We start from the raw sequence: 20,703 nt of genomic DNA, 5'->3' as shown, positions 1-20,703 counted from the left end.
CCTCCCCCGTATCCGCGCCGACGAATGCGCCGAACAGCCCTTAGGATCATGCCATGTTGACAGCGCGCTCATCGGCCGAAGCACATCTGTACATGGACCTACATCGCTGTGAGTGCGGGTCGGGCGAATTCGACCGCCAACACCGACTGGAACTGCACGGCGACGACCTGGTCGCGGTATACGAGGGTGCTTGTGGGCAGTGCGGACGAACCCGCCGTTTCGAATTCCGCATGATTGAAGAGATTCCCCCGCCCCCGCCGGCGTTCGGTGGTGCGGAGCCGTCGCAGATCATCGACCCAGGGGAGTTCGAGGCGGTCGCGGGTCGGCTCGCCGAATCCACTGGAATTCAGCTCCTCAACACCCCCGAGTCCGAGCACCACAGGCTTCGGGGAGCGATGGCCTACGTCGTCGCCGCCTACGAGGAGATGCTCAAATTTCTTCCGCCGGGCCAGGATGCCATCCCAGCCCGTGCCTTTGTGTCGGAGGTGGGCAAGGCCCGATACCGGCGCGACCCCGGCAACTTCGACCGCGACATCTTGGAGATGAACGTCAGAGACGCCCGCGCGGTCCTGGCCAACATCGACAAGCACAACACCCCGCCCGGCAGTACCGACCCCAGGGAGTGACCCCGCCGCACTGTTCGCTACGCGGGGGATGCAGGCGTCTCAGGGGAGAGCGGCAGGGGATCGGTGACGAACCACCCCCGTTGGGGCACGGCGTACACCCATCCTTCGTCGGCCAGCAGGCCAAGCCCTCTCCGCACGGTCGTCCGAGCGATCCCGTAGCGCTGCACGAGCTGGGCTTCACTCGGCAGCATCCGTCCGGGCTGCCAGTCACCGCGCCGAATCTGCGCGCGGAGGATCTCGGCCAGCTGCCGGTACGGGGTCAGTGGCGCGCCGTGGTCGATCTCAGCGTCAGGGTTCATGCAGTCGACGCTAGACAAGTGGACTGATAGACGCTCTTTGGGATACGTCTCGCTACGAATCGATACAAGGCGCTACCATGAGGCTCAAAGAAACGCCCCGGCGGGAAGGGTGAGAGCTTCCGTGCCGGGGCTGAGCCGACTGAAAAGGAGTCGACCTGTGCGCAGCCTACTGGCCGCGATCCTGAGCCTTTTCCTGCCTGCCCGCGGAGCGCACCGCGCTGTTACGCCGCCCCCGAACTCCACCCCCTCCCGTCCGCCCGTGCCCGCATACCGGTCCGCACCCCCGTGCCCGTTCCTGGGTGACGTCATCAGGGTCGACGGGCAGCCCCTGGTCCGGCCGTACGTCGTCGTATGGGAGCGCGAGCGGGACGAACTCGATCGCAGGCGCGTTCAGCGGGCGCGGCGCCGGGCGGCCGTCCTGGCGACGCCGGGCCAGGACGGCCGCGCGTGGGAGGCCGCCGTATGAGCGGGCCGCGTCTGCGCAGTCTCGGCGTGGACCCGGGGGCCGGCCGGGAGGCCTTCGCCGACACGCGCCCCGGCGGTCTCCTCGACGCGCTGGCCGAGACTCACGCGCTGAAGGCCGCCGCCGTCCTGGTGACGGTCGTAGGTGCCGTACTGGAGGCGGGGAGAGCGTCGGACGCCGAACTCGCCGCCTTCGTACCGGCGTTGTACGGCGCGCTCGAAGAGTGCGTCGGCATCATGACCGTGGACAGGGAGTGACGGCGGAGGGCTGTTCGGTCGCAGGGTCGTGACGCGGGCGGTGGCCAGGAACGCCGAACTGGCCACCGCTGCCGACACTGTGAGGAACGTGATCGGCTCGGCCGCGGCGGGGGCGAAGCCGCCATCAGGTCCCGGCTCCCAGCTCTCAGTCCAGCTGTTCCGTGGTCCCGTCCGGGTGGATCAGCAGGCGGATGGCGCCGCCGTAACGGTTGTCCGTGATGGTGGCCGGGGTGGGGGCGCCGAGCTGCTGGGCGCGTTGTTGGAGGATCGACAGGACGACGTCCTGGATGTCGCCGTAGGGCGGGGCGGTGACGGGGACGCCGTCGATAAGGCCCGCGTTGGGGGAGAAGACGTGGACCTGGGCGTCCGAGGCGCCGGGGTTCGCGGCGGGCGGGGGCGGACCCTGACTCGGGATCGGTTCGGTCATCGGGGGCGGGTGTTCCTTCCGGCTCAGGCGCTCTTCGCCTCTCCCCGCTCGGGGAGGAGCGTGTCGTCGACGACGTCCAGGACGCGAGCGTACGTGCCGCGCGAGAGGCGTTGCAGGCGGCCCGACTTGACCAGCGCGGACAGGATGTTGCTGATGGTCTTCGACGGGTCGCCGTAGACGCCCGAGGGCAGGGCGCGCAGCACGTCGCGGGCGGAGAAGGCGCCGGGGAAGGTGGCCACGGCCTTCTCGACGGCGGCGCGGATGCTGGGGGCGGAAGGCGTACGGCGGCCACCATGTCCTGCGCCGGCTCCCGTCCCCGCGGCCGGGTGTCCGGCGTGCGCGGGGTGTGCGGAGTGGGTCGCCGGGTGGGGCGTGAGCGCGACCGACCGCGGGAGGCGGTCGTGCATCTCGCGCACGGCCGTGCGGATGGTCTCCAGATGGGCGCCGTCGGCGTCGTCCGAGGTGGCCGCCAGCATCGTCGCGACCTTCTCTATGTTCGCGAGGGTGGCGGCCAGTTCACGCAACAGCGGTTCCAGGAAGTCGCGGCGCAGCGCGGCCACCGGGTCGGTGGTGGCGAGTTCGACGGAGACGGAGCCGGTGAGTGGGCGCCCGGGAGGGAGGGGTGCGCCCTCGGCGTCCTCGGGGGCGTCGGCGCCGTCGGGGAGCAGTGACTCGACGGCTTTCCGTACGGCCGGAAGGTTCTGAGGGGATTCAGGGGCCGTGTCGGTGCCGCCGGGCATGCACGTCAGCAGGGCCACGAGCCGTTCGAGGCTGGTGAGCGCGGGGAGGGCGGAGCGCACCAGCGGGCCGAGCACGGCCTGCCGTACGGCCAGGGCGGGATCCTCGTACGAGAAGGTGATCCGTTGCCCGGCCTCGGCCGCTGCCATGGGTTCCTCGCTCCTGTCGTCCGGCGGTCCGGGTGTGTGCGACGACGCGCCCGGTCCGGGCGTCTGTCTGTGAGTTGTCTGTGTGGTGATGTGCGAGTGCAACTGCGTTGTCAACGCGGCGCGCTGGGGATATTCCCTCAACAAAGGTTGATCATGGGCCAGTTGACCCTGGAGCAGGTCGAACGCATCGAGGACCCGCTCCAGTTCGGGAAGGTCCGGAGCGAGCGGGCGGTGGGATCCGGGCGGCGCCGACGACCCGTCGGCTCGGGACCTGAGCCGGGTCAGCCGCCGGGGTACGGAACCGGAGTCGAAGCGGACCTCGGCGTGGGCCGGCAGGTCACCGTTCTCGTCGCCGATGCCGAGCGTGCGGCGCAGCGAACGCCGGTCCTCCCGGGTGGTGGCCGCCGTGTAGCCGTACGGCTCCGCGTACGCGACGGCGTCCTGGAGACATTCCGCCCAGAGGGGGCAGGAGGCGCACAGGTCGCGCGCGGTGCGGAGCAGGACGAGGTGCTGCCGGCGTTGGTCGGGCGAGACGCCCGTGGCTGCGGCCGCTGTCGGCGTACCGTCCGGGGCGTAAAGGCCGTGCGGGTGCTCCGAGTTGTCCAGAAGCGGGTGCTGGAAGACGTCCGGCCTACGCCGGCACGGCAACGCCGCGTCGGGTATGTGGGCTTCCCGGTCGACCGCCTTGCGGGCAGGTCGGGCGGGCAGCCTGGCCAGCGTCGTATGGCTTGCCATACGCATGAGTAATATCCCCCGTGGTGATCCGTGATCGCGGGGGACTCTAGAACAAATTGTCAAACTGGTGCAACGCATGTGCAAAGTACTGGCCGGAAACGAGCAGTGCCGCGACGAACCATTCACAAGAGCCTCAACTGTCCGCCGTTTTCCGGGCGTCGCGCCGACGTGGTCGACCGATGACCTGGCGAAGCCTGCCGGCCCGGGCCCGCACAGCCTTCGCGCCCGAACCGCGTACGGCGAGCACCGCGAGCACCCCGACGAATCCGATCGGCACGCCCGCCTCCGGGACGAACATGCCGGCGAGGGACCCGATGACCAGGATCACATCGGCGAGCACGACCGTGACACCGCGTCGGCCCGGGTGCTCCTTCACCATCCAGGCGCCGAGCAAGGCCATTCCGGTCAGGGCCCAGTAGCCGAACGCGGCGGTTCCGGTGACGGCCGCGCTCGTGGTCATCCGGGCCGATTCACCCACCGCCGAGAAGTAGCCGGTGAAGGCTGCGGCGAGGATCGTCGAGGCTAGGGCGAGGAGGAGTTGGGTGCGACGGCGGAGGAGCCAGACGGCTCCGCCGAGCAGCAGCATGGCGCAGACCATCACGAAGGATGAGCCGCTCTGCGAGGCGATCGAGAACAGGGTGTAGGCGGCGGCCAGGCCGAAGACGATGCGGGGGAGGAGGCGGACGGCCCAGGGGTCGGTCTTGTCCTGGTGGAGGAGGCGACGGAGTCTCGGCAGGAGGTCGGCGGGGGGCTTCATTCCAGCCCCGGTGCTGCGGACTGCTTTTCGAGGTCGGGGGTCGGCGGGGCCGTCGATGGGGTGGTCGGGCCGGAGGCGCCGGCTTCGAGCTTGACGGGGGTGGGCTTGAATCCGACCTGCCACACGGGGATGGAGGTGGCAGGGTTCTTGGCTGCGGGTTGCTCCGGTGCTTCCCGTGCGGGCGATTCGGCTTCTGGGGCCTTCGTCTCGGTGGTGGGGGCGGTGGCCGCCTCCGCAGCCCGTTCCGAGCGTTCGGCTGTCACGGCCGCGCATTCGGCGCCCACGGCGGCCTCACGGGCGGCGGGATCCTGCGTCGGATAGGCCGTGGGGTCGATGTAGTGCGGGAGTGACGGGTCATCGACCTGCACTTGGGCACGAACCGCATGGGTGCCGACCTCGGTGCGCGTCTCCTTCGGCCATTCCTTGGGCGCGGGATAGGCGAAGTTGATGTTGTCCAGGCCGACGTGCTCGTTGGTGTGGAGGGTGGGGAGCTCTTGGTTGTAGAGGATCGAACGGGTGTGGGCGGTCTCGGCGAACACGACGACGGGGCCCTTGGCCGCGGTGGCATAGGTCTCGGAGATGCCAGCCCAGCATTCGCGGGCCCACCCGTAGGTGAAGCCTTGATCCTCTCCACCGAGTGCCTCGCGGACGGCGCCTTCGAAGAGGTACATCTCGTTCAGCCTGCGACCCCCGTCTGTCGTTTCGAGGGTTTGGGCCGATTCGCGATTCCGTTGGTTCTGGGTTTTGGCCCAGGCCTCCGCTATGTAACGGTTGTCGAGGAAATGCTCGTTCCGCCAGTTCACTGGCGCGTCGGGGTGTGGGATTCCGTGTGACCAGAAGGCGCTGGTCGGGGTGGTTCCGTCCGGAGCTTCGACGCCTTCGACATCCTCGGTCAGGTTCTTGATGTATTCCTTGACGGAGGTGAAGTTTGCGGCGTCGGATTCGGCTTCCAGACGACGTGCTATGGCTTGGGAGCCTTCCTTCGTGTTCGCCTGCCGTGCCCGTTCGGCTTCCTCATTGGCGAACTTTAGAGCGAGCCGTTCGATATATCTGGGTATTGGCTGCGGACTCACAGTCCTCCGATCTCGACCGGTCGCGGGTGGAATTTGATCGACAGGTTGGCGGCGCCCCGGCGGGGCATCGGCCCAGCGGTGTCGGCCTTGAGGGAGACTTCCATGATCACCAGTGGGCCGGTTGCTTCACGAGGCATCCAGTACGCCAACCGGTGCGGGTTCTGCTGCTCGAGCCGGTAGGCGCGTGACCCGACGTCGTGATTGCCGAGATTCTCGGGAAAGTCCTCGGCGGCCCAGGCGCCCTCCCAGGTCGGCTCGTCCAGAACCGAGCAGGCGGCCGTCAGATACACGGGCCAGACGCGGGCCACTTCTGTCAGGAGAGCGGTGTTCTCTTCGACGGCTTCGGCGCCGGCTCCCCAGAGCCAGTGGCTGAGGTTGGTCACCGGAGCCCAGCTGCCGGCCAGATTGTTGAGGAGGAAGCTGCCGTCGGTGTCGGTGCGTACCTCGAGGACACGCTCGAAGCTGGTTGGCACCCAGTTGAACTGGGCGCACCACATGTCCAGGCCCTTGCCCGGGTAGGGCGGCCCGTCCCAAATGGTGGGCCAGTCAACGTCCGCCAAGCCGCGCAGCTCGGTGACCAATTCCTGCGGAGTGCGGGCCTGTCGGCCCGAAGTGATTCCCATGATTCAGCACCTCTCGTTCGTCACAATGACCAGCCGGGCCCCTCATCGTCTGGGTCGGCCGGGCCGTGGCAGGCGAGAGAGATCGTCGCACTGCCGGGGCCCCATCCTGCAGCCGTCCCCGCCGCGAGGTTCGCCTTGAGCACGATCAGCGGTGCTCCCGGCGTACTGAAGGACCACACCGCAAGCCGGTATGGGTCCTGGTGTTCCACGCGCCACTCCGCGTCGCGCCAGTAGGCGCGGCCGGGGGAGTCAGGGAACCCCACGGTGTCCCAGTCCCCTGACCACGCGGGCGTGGTCAGGGCAGCTTGGGCGGCGGCCAGGTACGAGGGCCACTTGCGGCCGAGAAGCGTCATCAAGGCCCCGTTCTCCGCCGCCGAGTCGGCGCGGGCCGACCACAGCACGTGCTCCACGCGAGTGACCGGGCGACCCGGCGCGACCGAAGCCAGGTACAGGCGGCCGCCCGCTGCCGTACGGACCCACTGGCCTGCCTCGAACCACAGGGGTTGCCAGCCGAAGCCGGAGCACCAGGCCCCCAGTCCTTCCTGGTCTTCGGGGACGCCGGCCCAGACGGTGGGCCAGTCCACGCCGAAGAACCGCTGGAGTTCCCCGACCAGTTGGTCGGGCGTGCGGTCGGCGGTCAGGGACGGCATGGAGCGGCTCCTCGGGGGTCTCGGGGCGTACGCGGATGCCGCTAGACGCGGCCGTTCGGGCTGCGTGGGTCCCTCGGGGGCGGGGTCGGGGATGCCGGCGCCTGGGGGGTGACCGGCGGCCGTGGTGCGGCGGGCGGCTCGGGGTTCGCCGGTCGGGGATTCGGTGCTGACGGCTCCGGAGCCGTCGTGCGGGGTCGCTGGGTCGATGGCTGCGGCTGCGGCTGTGGTTGCTGGGGTGCCGTAGACGTGGAGGGCTCGGCAGGAACGGGGGTCTTGCTGCCTGAGCCGCTGACCCGGCCGCCCTTGGAAGCGGGGGGCGTCTGCTGTGCCTGAGCTGCTTCCCGGCGTTCCCGTACCTCTTCGTTGACCATGCGTGTGGTGTCCGCCGACTGCTTGGCGCTCTGTTGCTGCTCGCGCTTGGACTGGCCGAGCCAACCCATTTCCTGCATTTTGCCGCGCCCCTTGCCCTTGAAGACGGCGCGGTCCACCGCCCAGGCCGTGCCCTTGGCTGCCTTGCCCGCGACTCTCCCGCTGGCCTTGGGCGCATTCACCATGGCCTTCTCCCCCTTGGCGACGATCTTGTCGCTGCCCGCGCTCGCCGCCTCCCGGATGCCCATCGCGTCACCGGCGCCGCCCGCGAACTCGGGGCTGAAGTTTCCGGCGAGGAGCTTTTTCAGCATCATCACCACGGCTGCTGTGACCAGGATCAGCATCAACAGCTGAGTGCCCAGGGCGACCTGGGCCGGAAGGATCACCTGGTAGAGGACGAGCAGGACCGTCAGGATCACTCCGAAGCCCGCACGCAGCACGAAGCTGTGGATGAACGTCTCCAACCAACCCTTGAGCAGCTTCTGCTGCGAGGGGTGAATACCGAGCGTGGCGATCAGCGGCAGCATGATGATCAGGATCAGCGTGACCGCGTGCCAGAGCAGGGTCAGCGCGCTGAGCACGATGACCATCACACCGACGATGAATGCGGCGATCAGGGAGTAGAAGGCTATGCCCATCCGGTCGGTGGCGTTCTTTCCTGTCCAGTCGGCGTAGGCCACCGGATAGTACGTGCCCTTGGCGAGGTCTCCGCGGATCAGCTGCCATTCCTTGAACTGGTCGACATCCTTCTTGTCGTCGATGTCGGTCGTGTCGATGTTGGTCGTGGACTGTGTGACGGCCTGGCGCACGCGGAGATCCGCGCAGCGGGTGCTGCCCGCCGTGCCCCAGTAACAACCGGTGTGCTCCGGGACTCCCATCGAGACCCCGTCCGGGACCTTGGTCGGGCAGTAGCCGTTCGTGGCGGTCGATCCGTCGCTCTTCTTCCTGAAGATGCAGGTGCTGCCCGGCTCTCCGAACTGGCCCAGCGCCCAGGGGCGGAATGCCAGTGTGTCGTACATCGCGCAACTGGAGAGACGAAGACCCTCATTCGGTCGGTCGTCCTTCAGGTCGCATGGTGGCTGCGGCGTACCCGACACACTGGACAGCGCGGTCGAGGTGAGCGCCGAATTGGCCTCAGCGATCCATTTGTCGGCGCCTGATACGAACAGGTTGTAGTTGTTGGTGCCGCCCAGAAAGGCCAGCACCGCGATCGTTGTCAACGCGGTCCAGGAGATCCCGGCCCAGACCTCGCGCATGTCGCCCTTACGCCACTTGGTGAAGACCCAGAAGCCGACCAGCACGATCATCACCGGCACGGCGGGTACGAGAACGTGGGACTTGAGCGTCTTGACGAGGTTGTCCCGCCCCGAATAGAGACTGGCGAAGGGACTCGGGTTGGAGGCCATCTCCTTGACCGAGATGGAGAACCGGGTCAGGACCTTGGTGCCGTAGAAGATGATATTTGCCATGCCGTTGTTGACATAGGTCATGAACTCACAGTCATCAGCCCCGCTGAACCGTGTGCCGTTGCTCTTGGTGGCGTCCTCCTCGTCCTTGAACGTCATGGACCAGTTGAGACCCCGCATGCCGTTCAGTTCGTACAGCGTGTAGGTGCCCGCGTCCTTCGGCTTCACTTTGAGGTCCTCGGCCAGGACTCCTTCTTCGTTCAGGAGATCGCCTACCGGGGCGGTGCCCCACTGCGTGACCGCGGGTATGAAGCTCTCGCCGTTACTGCCCGGGGAGTCCCTGTGGTAGCTCTCGTCCCCGGTCAAGTCGCAGGTGAAGTCCGCGGACGCGGACGTCGGCGCGGCCAGGGTGAGGGCGATCAGCGCCAGCACCAGAAACAGGCCGGCACGGGCGGCTGCGCCGACTTTTCGGATGCGGCGGCTCAGCGCGTTGTGCCAGGGCATCTGAGGTCCTAACGGAGACAGTGAAGGGAAGGGAGCAGGGCAGCGGGTTCTGTGGGCGTCAGGAGTCCGAGAGGTAGTCGGTCATGACGCATCCGTCGACGAGTCCGTCGATCTTTTTGTAGCCGCTGGGCACGGTGAGATCCGGGCTGCAGGACAGGGCCAGCATCTTGCTGCTGGCCAGCTGGTGGATCGTCTCGCCGTTCACCGGGGCGATGGCGAAGTTCTGGCCGATCTGCCACGACTCTTCGCCCTTGGCGCTCTGCTCCTGGAACTTCCGCATGTCGTTGATGAGGAGAAGCGTGATGTCGTCTCCGTATTCGTCCTCGCAGTAGGCGCGTTCCTTGATGCCCCACGCGGGATCCTTGGCCTCGTCTTTCATGTAGTCCCAATCCGCAGGATCCGCCTCTAGGTCCTGACAGGCCGCGTGTTCGTTGATGAGGGAGGCCAGGGACGCCATGTCCGAGGCGGACGGCAGTCCGAGGTCTGCCATGGGGTCGTCGTCATCGCCACAGCCGGTGAGGAGGAGCAGGGCCGCAAGGGCGGCGGTGCTTGCCGTGACTGCCTGCTTGAGTCGCATGCTCTTCTCTGCCTTACTCGCTTATTCGGGTGCGTAGTCGCTCATGTGCAATCCGGCTTCCAGAACAGGAAAATCCACCGGTACTGGTGTGCTGCGGGACCGCGTACGGGATCACTCCCGCTACTGATCCAGGGGATCGAGGAGATAGTTCGTCAGCACGCAGCCGCTCGCCAACGCTTCCTCCGTGCGATAACCCTCGGGAGCCTTGAAGCTCGGGTCGCAGTTCTCCATCAACATGCCCGCTTCGAGCAAGGTCTTGCTAGCCAGGTAATTCGTGGGGTCGATGATGAAGTCAGCACCGAAGAAGTACTTCCCTCGTGCGAGATTCTCGGTGTAGCCGTCTTCCTTCGCCAACTCGCGGGCTATCTTTCGATAGTTCTCCTGGAACGCCTTCATGTCCTTGGGCAGGTAGATGAGCCAGCCGCCCGTGTCGGACCGAGTCTCCCCGCAGAATCCGGCCTTACGGATGGCCCACGGGTCGGCCTCCTCCGGAGGGTTGTGGGTTTGTTCCGCAGGCCCGAGGAACCCCCCGAGAGGCGTTCCCTTCGCCATCTCGTCGTCAGTCAGGTTGTCGCACGGAAGCCCCGCCCCCGTGATGAACTCCTGGACGTCCCTCAAGGTCTTGGCGCTGGGGCGGCTGGTTCCCCCGGAGGCGGATGCGGAGGCGGAGTTGGCTTTGTCGAAGAACGAACCGCCCTCGTCCTCACCGGAGTCGGATCCGCATCCGGTGAGTGTGGTGAGCAGGGCCAGGGACATGACGCCGGTGGTGACGGTCTTGGACAGGAACATGAAGGTAGGGCCTCCGGGGGTGGGGGTGGTTCGGCGCGGTGTCATGCGGCAGACGGTTCCGGCGTGGCGGACCGTGTCGCCGTCGCCGGGTCCTCCTCCGCCTCCTGCAGGAACGTCCAGTCCCAGACGCTCAGCGGCGGGTTGATGCCCTGCCGGGCCGGACGGGTGGTGCCGTTGGTGTCCGTGGCCGCGAGGATCTCCTTGAAGACCAGGTCGACGGCGACCGTGCCGACGCGCTTGTCGGCGTCGCGCTGGAGGCAGACGCCGGTACGGAGTTCCTGGAGCGCGGCGACGACCTTCGGGTCGTCCTCGGGGCGGCCGAGCAGCGGGGCGACCAGGGACGCCTCCTGCGCGGACTTCTGCTTGAAGGCGAAGACCGTGTGGATCTGGTTGGCGCCACCGCTGCGGGCCTCCGAGTCCTCGATCTGGACCAGGTCGATGGCCTGCTGGGTGATCAGGACGGTCACGGCCATGTACGAGCGGCCCTGCTTCAGGGCGCGGCGCATCAGGTCGCGGCCCGACTCCGTGGCCGTGACGACGTACGCCTCGTCCACGAACAGTGCCTTGGGGCGCAGACCGATCTCGCCCGTCACCGGGTTCTTCTCGTAGCCGACGTCGAGCATCTGGCTGCCCAGCTCGACGACAGCCATCAGGGCCGTCGCCGCGAGGCGTTCCGCCGGGTTCCAGCTGCGCGGGTCCGAAGCCGCGGGCGACTGGAAGCCACGGAGGGTGATGACCGTACGGCGCTTGCGCATCGCCGAGAGCGGCTGTGGCTGCTCGGAGAAGGCGAGTCGGGCGTAGGGGAGCGTGCGCAGTTCGGTGAGGAGCATCTGCGCCAGCTTCAGGTCCTTCGTGGCCTCCCGGTCGCCCGTCGCGACGGCGTGCTCGTACGCCGCCACGACCTCGTCGACCACCTGCCACAGCGTCGGCCGCGGTACCTGCGCGTCAGCGTCGCGGGCCGTCAGGCCCTGGTCGACCGCCTGGCGGATCGCGGAGTTGTAGCGGCCGATGACCGTGGCCATCCCCTCGATGACGGGGAGGCGTACCCGCTGGTAGTCCTCGTCTCCGAGGAAGCCGCGCAGCATCGACTCGGCGAGCAGTCGGCCGGCCGGGACGTCACGGGCGATGACCCAGGGGTCCAGTACGCCTGCCTGGCCCTTGAGGAGGTCGACGACCTCCGTCTCCGCCCAGAACTCCGGGCTCACCGGCTGGAACTTGCTCTGTGGAGTGCCGAGGAGGCCCGTCTCCGCATCGCTCGCGAACTCAGGGTCGTTCACCTGGGAGCCGAAGGCGAGGTAGTAGCAGAGCTGGGCGAAGTCGGTCTTCGGGTCGATGACCAGGCAGCGGACGCCCGACTCCGACTCCTCGTAGAACTTCTGCAGGGCCAGGGAGGACTTGCCACCACCCGAGGCGCCGACGATGGCGAGGCCACCGCCGTCATTGCGGGCCGGGCCCACGTGCAGTGAGTAGTGGACCGGCATCTTGCCCGCCCAGCCGACGAGGTTGCCGACCCAGCCGAGGCGCTTGCCGGAGCGCTGCTCGGGGTTGTCGCCCAACTCCGTTCCGGCGGTGGGCAGACCGGCTCCGAGCTGCTCGACCTCCTGGAGACGGAGGTAGGGAGCGATCGGCAACTTGGGAGCGTCACCCGGCAGTTGGGACTGGAGCAGACGCCACTGTTGGCGGGTCGGGCGCAGCAGAGTGACCTTCAGGTCCTGCTTGAACTGCATCTCCAGGACCCGGCGGCGGCGCTCCAGCTCCTTCACGCTCGGAGCCGAGATCGTGAAGCGGATCTGCGCCTCCATCGCCGGCATCTTGTGCTCCTCGATGTCGTCGACGAGCTCCTGGGCGCGGGTGACCTGGTGGGCCAGCTTGGTGTCCGGGCTGCGCCCGGAGTTGGCCATGTCGTTCATCTCGTCGACGAGGTTGCCGCGGATCTTGTCGGCGCGGTCCTTGAACTTCAGGTACGGGATGAGCGTGAACCGCATGTCGATCTCGACGGGGAAGTCCACGTGCTGGGCCGCGTAACGGGCCCACGCCGTCGACTGGCGGAAGCGGGTCTCCGCAGGCCAGTTGGCGGCGACCAAGGTCGTGGTGTAGCTGGTCTGCTGTTCGCCGCTGATCTCGTCGTACTGGTTCAGGACGATGTGTGTCTTGCGGTTCTCGCCGGAGAAGTCGACGACGAGGTCGAAGGCGTTGGGGCCCCACGCGCGCGAGCCGAGCACCGGCTCGGGCGGGACGGGCAGGTCACCATGGAGGGGCTTGCGGATCAGCCAGACGAGCTCTTCGCGGGTGAGGGGGGTCCCCCGGAGGGTCTCCAGGCTTTCATGGACCTCGGTCGCCACCTGCGTCCATTCCGCGACGACGTAGGGGGACAGATACTCGTCGGCGACCCCGGTCGCGGTGGCGGCCACGTGGTCGGCGGCACCCCGCGCGCCGCGGAGCAGGCCGGGCTCGTCGTAAGGTTCGTCGTCCTCGGACATCACTCCGGAGCCGCCGCTGTTGCGCTTGAGCGAACCCAGTTTCACGAGCAGGACGTTGCGCTCCCGGTTGGCACCGATGCGTTCCTGGTACTCGGCCTTGCGGAGGTTGTAGGCCTTGTAGTTGTCGGTCGGGTCCCAGGCGATCGCGTTCAGGTCTTCCGCCCAGGTCAGCGCGGTGATCGGCTGGTAGACCTTGCGGTAGTGGCACTCGACGTTGCGGTCGCCGCGGGCGAGGTTGAGCAGACCACGCGGCGGGCCCTCGGCCATCGCCTGGAGTTCCTGGGCGTTCAGGTACTCGTCGATGGCGTTGGGCAGGACGAGGCCGGTCCACACCGAATCGCCGTGGACGAAGATCATGTCGTCGGCGTAGCGGTACGGCAGCCGGAGGTCTTCGCGGCGTGCCGAGGCGCCGCCCGCGGAGGACGACTTGGAACGGCTGGACGACGAGCGCGCCCGACCGCCGCCGCCCTGGCCCTGCTTCTTGCTCGATGTGGCAGCCATGATCATGGCGACCACGAAGAAGGCGGCTGCCCCGCCCAGAAGGATCAACATGAACATGGAGGAGTCATCCCGCGGTAGTCGGCTTGGTTCGAGGGGTGGAACAGCGGTGCAACCGGTATCGGTTCAGCGGTGGGCCGAGAAGGCCGTACCGCGCTCGGCGGCGGCTCTGCGGGCGTCTTCGTAGCGTGCCTGCCAGCGCGGTGCTCCCGGGTTCCAGAGGATGACCTGCCAGTGCAGTTCCTCCGGCTCCTGGTCGGCGGAGAGCCCCTGCAGCCGCTTGGGCTGGAACCACCAGTCGGCCCACACCACCAGTTGCTGGCTCAGCGTGAGCGCCGAGGGCAGCGGGCGGCCCCAGACGAAGTAGACGGCGAACGGCGGTCCGAAGTAGAGAACCGACGTGAGCATCGACATGCCGAGGAAGGGGAGGAACGCCGAGAGGGTGAACAGCGCGATGAGCCACATCAGACCGAAGCCGAAGGCCGCACCCAGCGCCGGCAGCAGCAGACCCGGAAGGGGAATGTTGCCCCAGTTCCAGATCCGCTTCGGCCGGTTGACCAGATCGGTGTGGTCGTAGGCGACCAGCGGCTCAGGTGCCTCCTGCGTCATGGCAACCAACTCCTCCCGTTGACAGCGTTATTGACGAGCCATCAACTGCCGTTGCCGTTGCCGATCTGGTCCCCGAGCGAGATGAGCAGGCCGGCGAGACCGCTGGCACCACCGATGACCAGAGCGGCGAGTGCGATCATGCCGAAGCCCTGGAAGGCCTCGCGCATACCGTCGCCCCGCTTCATCGACATCAGCATGCGGATGCCGAGGACGAGAAGGGCGATGACGGCGACCAGCGTGCCGGCGCTGGTGAGGATGCTCTGCACCTCACCGAACATCTCCTTCATCTTGTTGGTTCCGTCGCCGTCGGCGGCCAGGTACATGGTGGTTCCTCTCGGGAGGGAAAAGCGAGGGATGAGGGGTGGGGGGCGTGGACGGTCAGGACTTCTGAGGCTTGTCGTCCCCGGACGGCTGGGATGAGGCGGAGGGGGACGCCGAGCCGGAGGGGGACGCCGACGGTGCGTCGCTGTCCCCTTCCGGCACGGCTGCCTCGTCGGAGTCGGCCCGGCCGCCCTCCGCGTCCAGCACGCCGCCGCGGATGTCCTTGATGAACCAGCCCTGCGCCGTGTTCACGACGGTCATCCGGTACGCGCGGCTCACGGCCGTGCCTTTGGGATCGCCCCAGGTGACGCTCACGCGGAGCTGCACGGCCTGGCCATTGCCGTAGGTGTACGAGTCGGCGCCCTGGAAACTCTCGGGCACCAGCGCGACCACATCGTCGATCGTCGGGTCCGTCAGTCGGCCGGCCAGGCCGGCGGTGGCCACCTGGGTGGCGCCGGACGCGGCGAAGCGGGCCATGGCGGTGGAGTCCGACGCGCCCCATGCCTCGAAGTAACCCGGCAGCACCTTCTCCTGAAGCTGTGCCGCGAGGTCGTCGTCGACGACCTCGTCCTGCTCGATCTCGGGCACGTCCGCACGGGCGGGCAGCGGCATCTGGCCCACGTTGCCGGCGACACGCATGCCTTCGCCCGTCGCGAGATCCTTTACGTACACGGGCACGGTGAGCGTGGTCAGGGAGCCGTCGTCGCTGCGGACCTGGATGCCGAGGTAGCGGCCGCGGTCGCCGTACTCGGGGAGCTTCTCCAGGGTGCCGTCCCAGACGGCGGACAGGGCGGTGCTGGACCCCTCGCCGCTCCAGCCGCACTCGGAGTCGACGCCGGAGGAGGCGTAGCGGGCCAGGTTCTCGCGGCGGTCGGACTCCGTCTCCGGCGAGTACGTCATGCACAGCAGCGCGTACTGCTCGGCGAAGGTCGCCGCCTGCTGCGTCGGGAACTCGGTGAGGCGGTACTTGGCCGCGTCGTCGGCGTCGAGGCCTGCCGTGACGGAACCCGACGACGCGCCGACCAGCAGCCCCATCACACCGCACGAGCCCAGTGCGAACACACACGTGGTGATCAGCAGGGTGGCTCGCAGGGCGACATGGGTACGACGGCCCCCGGCGGGGGCCCGGCCGCCGGGCTTGGGGACGCCGAAGTCGCGGGCGGGCCGGGGCCCGGTGGTGGCCGGGGTCAGAGCGGCACCTGCGGCGGTCGCCGGGGTGGGCCCGGCCGCTGTGCCGGAGTGGGATCCGGGGGTGAGGGGCTGGTTGCCAGCGGCGGGTGCCTGGGGCGCGTGGGTGACGGCCGAGGCCGCGGGACGGGTGGCTGTGGCCGCCGCGGCGGCAGCGGGGGTCGCCGTCGCGCCGCCCTTCTTGCGCTGCTCCTTCGCCTCCTTCTTCTGCTCGTACGCGGCCTTGCGGGCCGCCCGCTCCCGCTCGCGCTTCTCCTTCTTCGACTCGCTCGCGGGGCGCGTCTCGCGCGGCGGGAGCGCCGGTACGGCCGCCTGTCCGGCCTGGGGCGTGTTGCGCACCCAGGCGGCGGCGACCTGGGCGCGGGCCGCGTCGGACGGCAGTTGCTGTGGCTGGGGGTGGGAGGGCTGCGGAGCAGGCGGCTGGGCCTGGTGCGGGGCCGAGGGCTGCCCGTGACCCTGCGTCTGCCACGCCTGCTGCTGGGGCTGCTGGGGAGGACCGAAGGACCCGGGCTGGCCGGAAGGCTGGCCTCCGCCGACCGCGCCAGCAGGGCTGTTGTGGTCTGTCATCGAGTCGGTTACTCCAGCGAGTCGGTTCCCCGTCCGCCTGGGCGGGCGCGACCGCACCGCACGACGGGCCCTGGCCCAGCCAGGTGCGCAGGCAGTGTGACAAAGACCTGTCACCCGACCGCCGTCGGTTTCCTCGCCAGGAGACGGGGAATTCCCGCGAGGGCGAAGGTCGGGAAAGTGTTCGGGAAAAGTGTCAGGGACACGCCGGGAACCCGCTTGGCCGTCCCGACCCGCCCTGGGCCCACAATGCGCTGGGCGCGTCCGCCCTACGCATGACGTTCCCGGCACCACCTGGACCCGACGGACCGGCGAAGGAAGACAGTTGACCGACCACAACGGGCACGCGCAGCCGCCGCAGCCCGACCCGCGCACCTGGGACGTTCCCGAGGCCTCACCGGTCCAGCAGGCATCCGCTCCCGCTCCCGCGCCGGTCCCCCAGGTCTTTCAGGCCGACCACGCCTGGGTCGACGGCTATGAGCCCGGCAATCCCTGGCAGGCGCGGTTGTGCGTCGAGACGCCGTACGGCACCTTCGCCTATCCCCTCACCCCGAACACGATTCCCGAACTCCTCGAACAAATGGTTCTGGTGGCCCAGGAACAGCAGGGCCTGCCGGTCGGTTTCGACGCCGACCCCGAACCCGGGACGCTCCCGGCGAACGGTGAGGACATCGACGAGGACGAGCAGGACCAGCCCGTCGGTCTCCACGGTGGCCGCGCCGCGCGGCTGACCGGTTGGGCCCTCGTCCACAACCTGTGGGAACGCGAGGACCCGACGGCGCGGATCGTGATGGGCGCGATCGTCGTGGTGCTGTTGCTGCTCGGTATCGTCCTGACGTGATCGTCTGACGCCCCGACGGCCTGATCGAGAGGGAGCCCATGCTGACGGAGACCGAACCGGCTTCCGAGGAGCCGGAGTTCTACTTCGCGGACGTCTACGTCTTCGTCTCCGACTACCTCGCCCAGATGGTCCGCCGCCGTATCAACGGCTCGTCGGCGACCTGGTGCCCCCAGTGGTGGGAGCACCCCGAGGCCGGCGCCCGCCTCTCCGCACTCTGGCTGGCCTGGGAACACCTGCGCCAGGACCCGGCGCTCGGCATGTCCACGTGGTGGCTGCACCACGCCGACCCGCATCTGCGGGTGCTGATGGACGCCGACTCAGGCCCGTTCGCGGCCTGTTCACCCAAGGACGGGCACACGGCGTACCCGTTCGATCCGCTGCCGGTGGATCCGAGGCCGATGTGATGCCCATGGACATATACGAGAGGACCGTGCCGTGAGTCTGACCCGTGCGGAGAAGAAGGAACGGCAATTGCGCGAGCAGCAGTTGAAAGAGGCGTATTCGGCCCACACCGGCTTCTATTCGGCGACCCTCGACGCGCCGCCCCATCCGCATACCGCTCTCGGTCTGGCTGTCGGCGGGCAGCAGTTGAGCGCGATCGAGGCGGTCGTGAGCATGCAAGCTTACGCGCGTGCGCGCGGTGCCGACGGGGTACTGGGGGTTTCGATCTGTTCGGTACCCACCATTCCCGCCTCGTTCGTCGCATACGGCACCGCCGTGAAGTGGGCCGAACAGGCTGAGGAGGAGTAACGCCGCACCCTTGGTGACAGCGGGCCGCGGAGAGTAGGCCCCGCGCCGAGGTTTCCCGCGTTTTCCCGCCGTCGGCCCAGTCCCTTTCCTCGACGGGAATTCCTCCCGCTTCCCACCCCCCGCCTCCCCCTACCGTGTCCCGGTCAGCGCTCGACCGCCGTACTGGCTCAGCACAAGGGAGACGCGGGAACCGTGGAGTTGCCTGCCGAGAACAAGCGCACGGCACTGCTGGCTCTGGCGCTGCTCGGCGCTCTGCTGGCCGTCGCGCTGACGATGTTCATCGCTTTCGACGGAGACGAGGACGAGAGCGGCGGGAACGCGGCATCGACCCCCACGTCGGGCGGCAAGACGGGATCGGGCGGGGTGGACGAGGACTCCGGCTCGGACGAGCCGGGCGGCGCCGACGCGACCCCTATCGTCGCGCTCAGCGAAGTGGCCGAAGCCCACACGGTCATGGCGGAGTACATGGCCGGTATCGCCACCTACGACCACAGGAGCAGCGTGGTCACCTGGGTTCCTCCGCTGCTCGAACTCACCACCGGCGACACCCGGATGAAGCAGACGACCGTGCTGCCCTCAGGCAAGGCGTGGGCGACCTGTGAGGCGGAGCAGTGCGAGTCCAAGGGCACGGCCGTCGTCGTACGCGACGCGGTGATCTCCGACGACCTGGTGCGCGACAGCGGCCGTACGATCTCCAGCCTGGTCAAGGCGACCTCCACGGTCACCGCGGGCGGGGAGTCGACGACGGAGTCCAACGAATGGCTCGTCACCGTCCAGGAGGACGGCGGCAGGTGGGTCGTCTCCGGGTTCGACATCTTCGGCCTCGGTGACGTCGGCGCCTCCGAAGAATCGGGGGAGTGAGCCTTCCATGGTGGCACCTGCCGTACTGGCGGCCGCGGCGAAGGCCGCGAAGGTCGCCAAGACCGCCAAGGCGGCCGGTCAGTTGGCCGCCAGTGCCCGCGGCTCGAAAGGCGGAGGCGGAGGCGGAGGCGGGGGCAAGAAGAAGAGCGCCCTCAAGTGGTGGATCTTCCTCAGCGGTGGCGGCGGCCTCGCCATTGCGGGCGTCTGTCTCGTCCTGCTGCTCGTCGGCAGCATGATCGGCGGCGTCGGCAACGGCGCCACGAACGCCGCCTGCGGCGACTACGCCGACAACGCCGAAGCCGGGAACACCGGCGACGCCGCGGCCACCAACCCGGTCATGCCGGCCGGCAAGATGTACATGCCGAGCGAGACCGCGCGCAACGAGATACCGCCGAAGATGATCCTCGCCTCGATGCGCGCCGCCGCCCGCTACGACGGTCTCGACTGGACCATGATCGCCGGGCAGATGTACCAGGAGACCAAGTACGGGCAGGACCCCTCGGCCGCGCCCGGCGGTGCCAACTCCCTCGGCTACATGGGCATCCTGCAGTTCGGGAAGCCGGCCTGGACGGACTACGGGGACGACGGCAACGACGACGGCGAAGAGGACCTGTACAACATCGACGACGCGGCCTACGCCGCGGCCAACTTCCTGCACGCGAAGAAGGCGGAGACCCAGCCCTTCAAGGCGCTGCAGATCTACTCCGGCTCGACCGCCTCCAACACCATCTACCCGCGCGTCGTCCTCACCCAGGCCGCCCGCTACCGGGGCGCGCTCACCGGCGACAAGGACCTCATCAAGCGCTGGTACGTCCATCTCAAGGAGACCATCGAGAAGAACCCCGGCTTTCCCACCCTGGGCAAGCAGTCGGACATCCCGGAGCCGGTCGGCAACGACGCCCAGCCCACGAACGCTCTCAGCATCGCCGCGACCTCGGCCCGTTCGTGGTCGACCCCGCCGCTGGAGGGCGAGAGCGAGGAAGTCGTCTCCGCCATGGCGCCGGTCGCGTTCACGGTCCCGAGCGGCACGGACATGACGCCGGTCTCCTTCCCCGGCGCCAAGCCGCCCACCACCACCGGCAAGGACTGGCAGTGGCCCATGAAGCGGGGCACCTACCAGGTGGGTACGCCGTACCACAAGAGCGGCGGTATGTGGAGCCTCGGCTACCACACCGGCCTCGACCTGGTGGCGACCAGCGGAACGCCGATCTACGCTCCGGCGGACGGCAAGGTCGTCGCCGCGGGCCCCGGCGGGTCGTACGGGAACATGACGAAGCTGCGGCACTCGGGCGGCGTCATCACGCTCTACGCCCACCAGACCTCCTTCAACGTGTCCGTCGGCGACTCCGTCAAGCGCGGCGAGCAGATCGGCACGGTCGGCGCGACGGGCAACGTCACCGGCCCCCACCTGCACTGGGAGGTCCTCGTCCCCGGCGTCGACAACCCGTTCGTCGGCGGCCAGGACCAGGGTCCGGGCATGGTCGACCCCGCGGAGTGGATGGCCGGCCGGGTCACCGCCAACCCGGACTACGGCACGGTTCCCGGCTCCGACTCCGACGACAAGTCCCGGGACGCCGAGTACGCGGACTGCGCGAAGGGCGGCAGCGGCACCGCCGTCGCCCCCGACGGCGCCGGCGCCTCCGGTGTCCTGCCCGACTCCGACGACCCGGTGATCCGCGCGGTGCTCGGCTGGGCGCAGCGCGGCGTCGGCGTCCCGTACGTGTACGGCGCGCCGCGGCTCCAGGGCCAGAACCCCCGTAGCTTCGACTGCTCCAGCTTCACGCAGTGGGCGTACTACATGGCCAGCGACGGGAAGATCGACATCGGTGGCACCACCCATGTGCAGGAGCCCCGCCTGGAGAAGTACGAGGTGCAGCTCTCCGAGGCACAGCCCGGTGACCTGATCTTCTTCCGGCCGGAGGGCGACGGACTGTCCGGGCACGTGGGCATCGTCTGGGACCCCAAGAGCAAGAAGATCATCCACGCCCCGCGCCCGGGCAAGAACGTCTCCTTCAGCACCTGGGACGTCCAGGACAAGATCACGGGCGTCTACCGCGTACCGATCCCGGCGGGCACGAACGCGGTCGAGGGTGACGGCAAGGCAGAGGCATAGGGGGCCGTGGCGGGCCCGCGCATGCTTCCCCCTGAC

Annotated in this window: 22 protein-coding genes; 8 read left to right on the top strand and 14 right to left on the bottom strand. The window is 68.6% G+C overall.

The window, feature by feature from the left end:
* The first annotated feature begins 53 nt into the window (after positions 1-53).
* Entirely contained in the window at positions 54-626 is a 573-nt protein-coding gene (locus OG622_RS22820; RefSeq protein ID WP_371578484.1) for a hypothetical protein, read from the top strand.
* Positions 627-643: 17 nt separating this feature from the next.
* Here the strand turns inward: OG622_RS22820 and OG622_RS22815 are convergent, their stop codons facing one another.
* On the bottom strand, positions 644-925 hold the full coding sequence (locus OG622_RS22815) for a GntR family transcriptional regulator (protein WP_060905028.1): 282 nt from the start codon (positions 923-925) through the stop codon (positions 644-646).
* A 259-nt stretch (positions 926-1,184) separates the two neighbouring features.
* Here OG622_RS22815 and OG622_RS22810 point away from each other — a divergent pair, with 259 nt between their 5' ends.
* Positions 1,185-1,391, top strand: a complete 207-nt coding sequence (locus tag OG622_RS22810) for a hypothetical protein (RefSeq protein WP_371578483.1) — start codon at positions 1,185-1,187, stop codon at positions 1,389-1,391.
* Positions 1,388-1,645 carry a hypothetical protein gene (locus OG622_RS22805; RefSeq protein ID WP_371578482.1) on the top strand — a complete coding sequence of 86 codons (258 nt, stop codon included), beginning with the start codon at positions 1,388-1,390 and terminating at the stop codon, positions 1,643-1,645. The genes OG622_RS22810 and OG622_RS22805 overlap by 4 nt, the downstream gene beginning before the upstream one ends.
* 145 nt (positions 1,646-1,790) lie before the next feature.
* On the opposite strand, the gene OG622_RS22800 is transcribed toward OG622_RS22805, so the two are convergent.
* The 13 genes from OG622_RS22800 to OG622_RS22740 form a co-directional block, all read right to left on the bottom strand.
* Positions 1,791-2,072, bottom strand: a complete 282-nt coding sequence (locus OG622_RS22800; RefSeq protein ID WP_046709249.1) for a hypothetical protein — start codon at positions 2,070-2,072, stop codon at positions 1,791-1,793.
* 23 nt (positions 2,073-2,095) lie between these two features.
* Entirely contained in the window at positions 2,096-3,700 is a 1,605-nt protein-coding gene (locus OG622_RS22795; RefSeq protein WP_371578481.1) for a WhiB family transcriptional regulator, read from the bottom strand.
* A gap of 127 nt (positions 3,701-3,827) precedes the next feature.
* Entirely contained in the window at positions 3,828-4,451 is a 624-nt protein-coding gene (locus OG622_RS22790) for a hypothetical protein (RefSeq protein ID WP_371578480.1), read from the bottom strand.
* Positions 4,448-5,524: a hypothetical protein gene (locus tag OG622_RS22785; RefSeq protein ID WP_371578479.1), complete on the bottom strand. Its 1,077-nt coding sequence runs from the start codon at positions 5,522-5,524 to the stop codon at positions 4,448-4,450. Before OG622_RS22785 ends, OG622_RS22790 begins: the two co-directional genes overlap by 4 nt.
* Positions 5,521-6,147: a hypothetical protein gene (locus tag OG622_RS22780; protein WP_371578478.1), complete on the bottom strand. Its 627-nt coding sequence runs from the start codon at positions 6,145-6,147 to the stop codon at positions 5,521-5,523. Before OG622_RS22780 ends, OG622_RS22785 begins: the two co-directional genes overlap by 4 nt.
* Positions 6,148-6,167: 20 nt before the next feature.
* A complete protein-coding gene (locus OG622_RS22775) occupies positions 6,168-6,797 on the bottom strand; it encodes a hypothetical protein (protein ID WP_371578477.1) in 630 nt (209 codons plus the stop codon).
* A gap of 41 nt (positions 6,798-6,838) precedes the next feature.
* Positions 6,839-9,076: a hypothetical protein gene (locus OG622_RS22770; RefSeq protein ID WP_371578476.1), complete on the bottom strand. Its 2,238-nt coding sequence runs from the start codon at positions 9,074-9,076 to the stop codon at positions 6,839-6,841.
* Between the two features lie 58 nt (positions 9,077-9,134).
* On the bottom strand, positions 9,135-9,653 hold the full coding sequence (locus OG622_RS22765) for a hypothetical protein (protein ID WP_371578475.1): 519 nt from the start codon (positions 9,651-9,653) through the stop codon (positions 9,135-9,137).
* Between the two features lie 120 nt (positions 9,654-9,773).
* Complete coding sequence (locus OG622_RS22760) at positions 9,774-10,442, bottom strand: hypothetical protein (RefSeq protein WP_371578474.1); 669 nt, start codon at positions 10,440-10,442, stop codon at positions 9,774-9,776.
* A 41-nt stretch (positions 10,443-10,483) separates the two neighbouring features.
* Positions 10,484-13,480, bottom strand: coding sequence for an ATP-binding protein (locus OG622_RS22755; RefSeq protein WP_371578473.1), 2,997 nt, complete (start codon positions 13,478-13,480; stop codon positions 10,484-10,486).
* 66 nt (positions 13,481-13,546) lie between these two features.
* Positions 13,547-14,029 (bottom strand): hypothetical protein, encoded by a 483-nt coding sequence (locus tag OG622_RS22750; protein ID WP_371578472.1) that lies wholly within the window; start codon positions 14,027-14,029, stop codon positions 13,547-13,549.
* Between the two features lie 41 nt (positions 14,030-14,070).
* Positions 14,071-14,352, bottom strand: coding sequence for a TrbC/VirB2 family protein (locus tag OG622_RS22745; RefSeq protein ID WP_200307830.1), 282 nt, complete (start codon positions 14,350-14,352; stop codon positions 14,071-14,073).
* A gap of 55 nt (positions 14,353-14,407) precedes the next feature.
* Complete coding sequence (locus OG622_RS22740) at positions 14,408-16,105, bottom strand: conjugal transfer protein (protein WP_371578471.1); 1,698 nt, start codon at positions 16,103-16,105, stop codon at positions 14,408-14,410.
* Positions 16,106-16,427: 322 nt separating this feature from the next.
* Here OG622_RS22740 and OG622_RS22735 point away from each other — a divergent pair, with 322 nt between their 5' ends.
* The 5 genes from OG622_RS22735 to OG622_RS22715 all read left to right on the top strand — a co-directional run bounded on the left by OG622_RS22735 (position 16,428) and on the right by OG622_RS22715 (position 20,667).
* The gene (locus OG622_RS22735; protein WP_371578470.1) at positions 16,428-16,943 is read left to right on the top strand and encodes a hypothetical protein; all 516 of its coding nucleotides are present in this window, start codon (positions 16,428-16,430) and stop codon (positions 16,941-16,943) included.
* 38 nt (positions 16,944-16,981) lie between these two features.
* Complete coding sequence (locus OG622_RS22730) at positions 16,982-17,347, top strand: DUF4913 domain-containing protein (protein ID WP_371578469.1); 366 nt, start codon at positions 16,982-16,984, stop codon at positions 17,345-17,347.
* Between the two features lie 31 nt (positions 17,348-17,378).
* Positions 17,379-17,693: a hypothetical protein gene (locus OG622_RS22725; protein ID WP_371578468.1), complete on the top strand. Its 315-nt coding sequence runs from the start codon at positions 17,379-17,381 to the stop codon at positions 17,691-17,693.
* A 192-nt stretch (positions 17,694-17,885) separates the two neighbouring features.
* Positions 17,886-18,554 (top strand): hypothetical protein, encoded by a 669-nt coding sequence (locus OG622_RS22720; RefSeq protein WP_371578467.1) that lies wholly within the window; start codon positions 17,886-17,888, stop codon positions 18,552-18,554.
* A 7-nt stretch (positions 18,555-18,561) separates the two neighbouring features.
* The gene (locus tag OG622_RS22715; protein ID WP_371578466.1) at positions 18,562-20,667 is read left to right on the top strand and encodes a peptidoglycan DD-metalloendopeptidase family protein; all 2,106 of its coding nucleotides are present in this window, start codon (positions 18,562-18,564) and stop codon (positions 20,665-20,667) included.
* Positions 20,668-20,703: the final 36 nt, after the last annotated feature.

Origin of the sequence: Streptomyces sp. NBC_01314 (assembly GCF_041435215.1) — a bacterium.
Taxonomy (GTDB): Bacteria; Actinomycetota; Actinomycetes; order Streptomycetales; family Streptomycetaceae; genus Streptomyces.
Note: the sequence above shows the minus strand (reverse complement) of the source record. Positions and strands in the feature narration are given on the sequence as shown.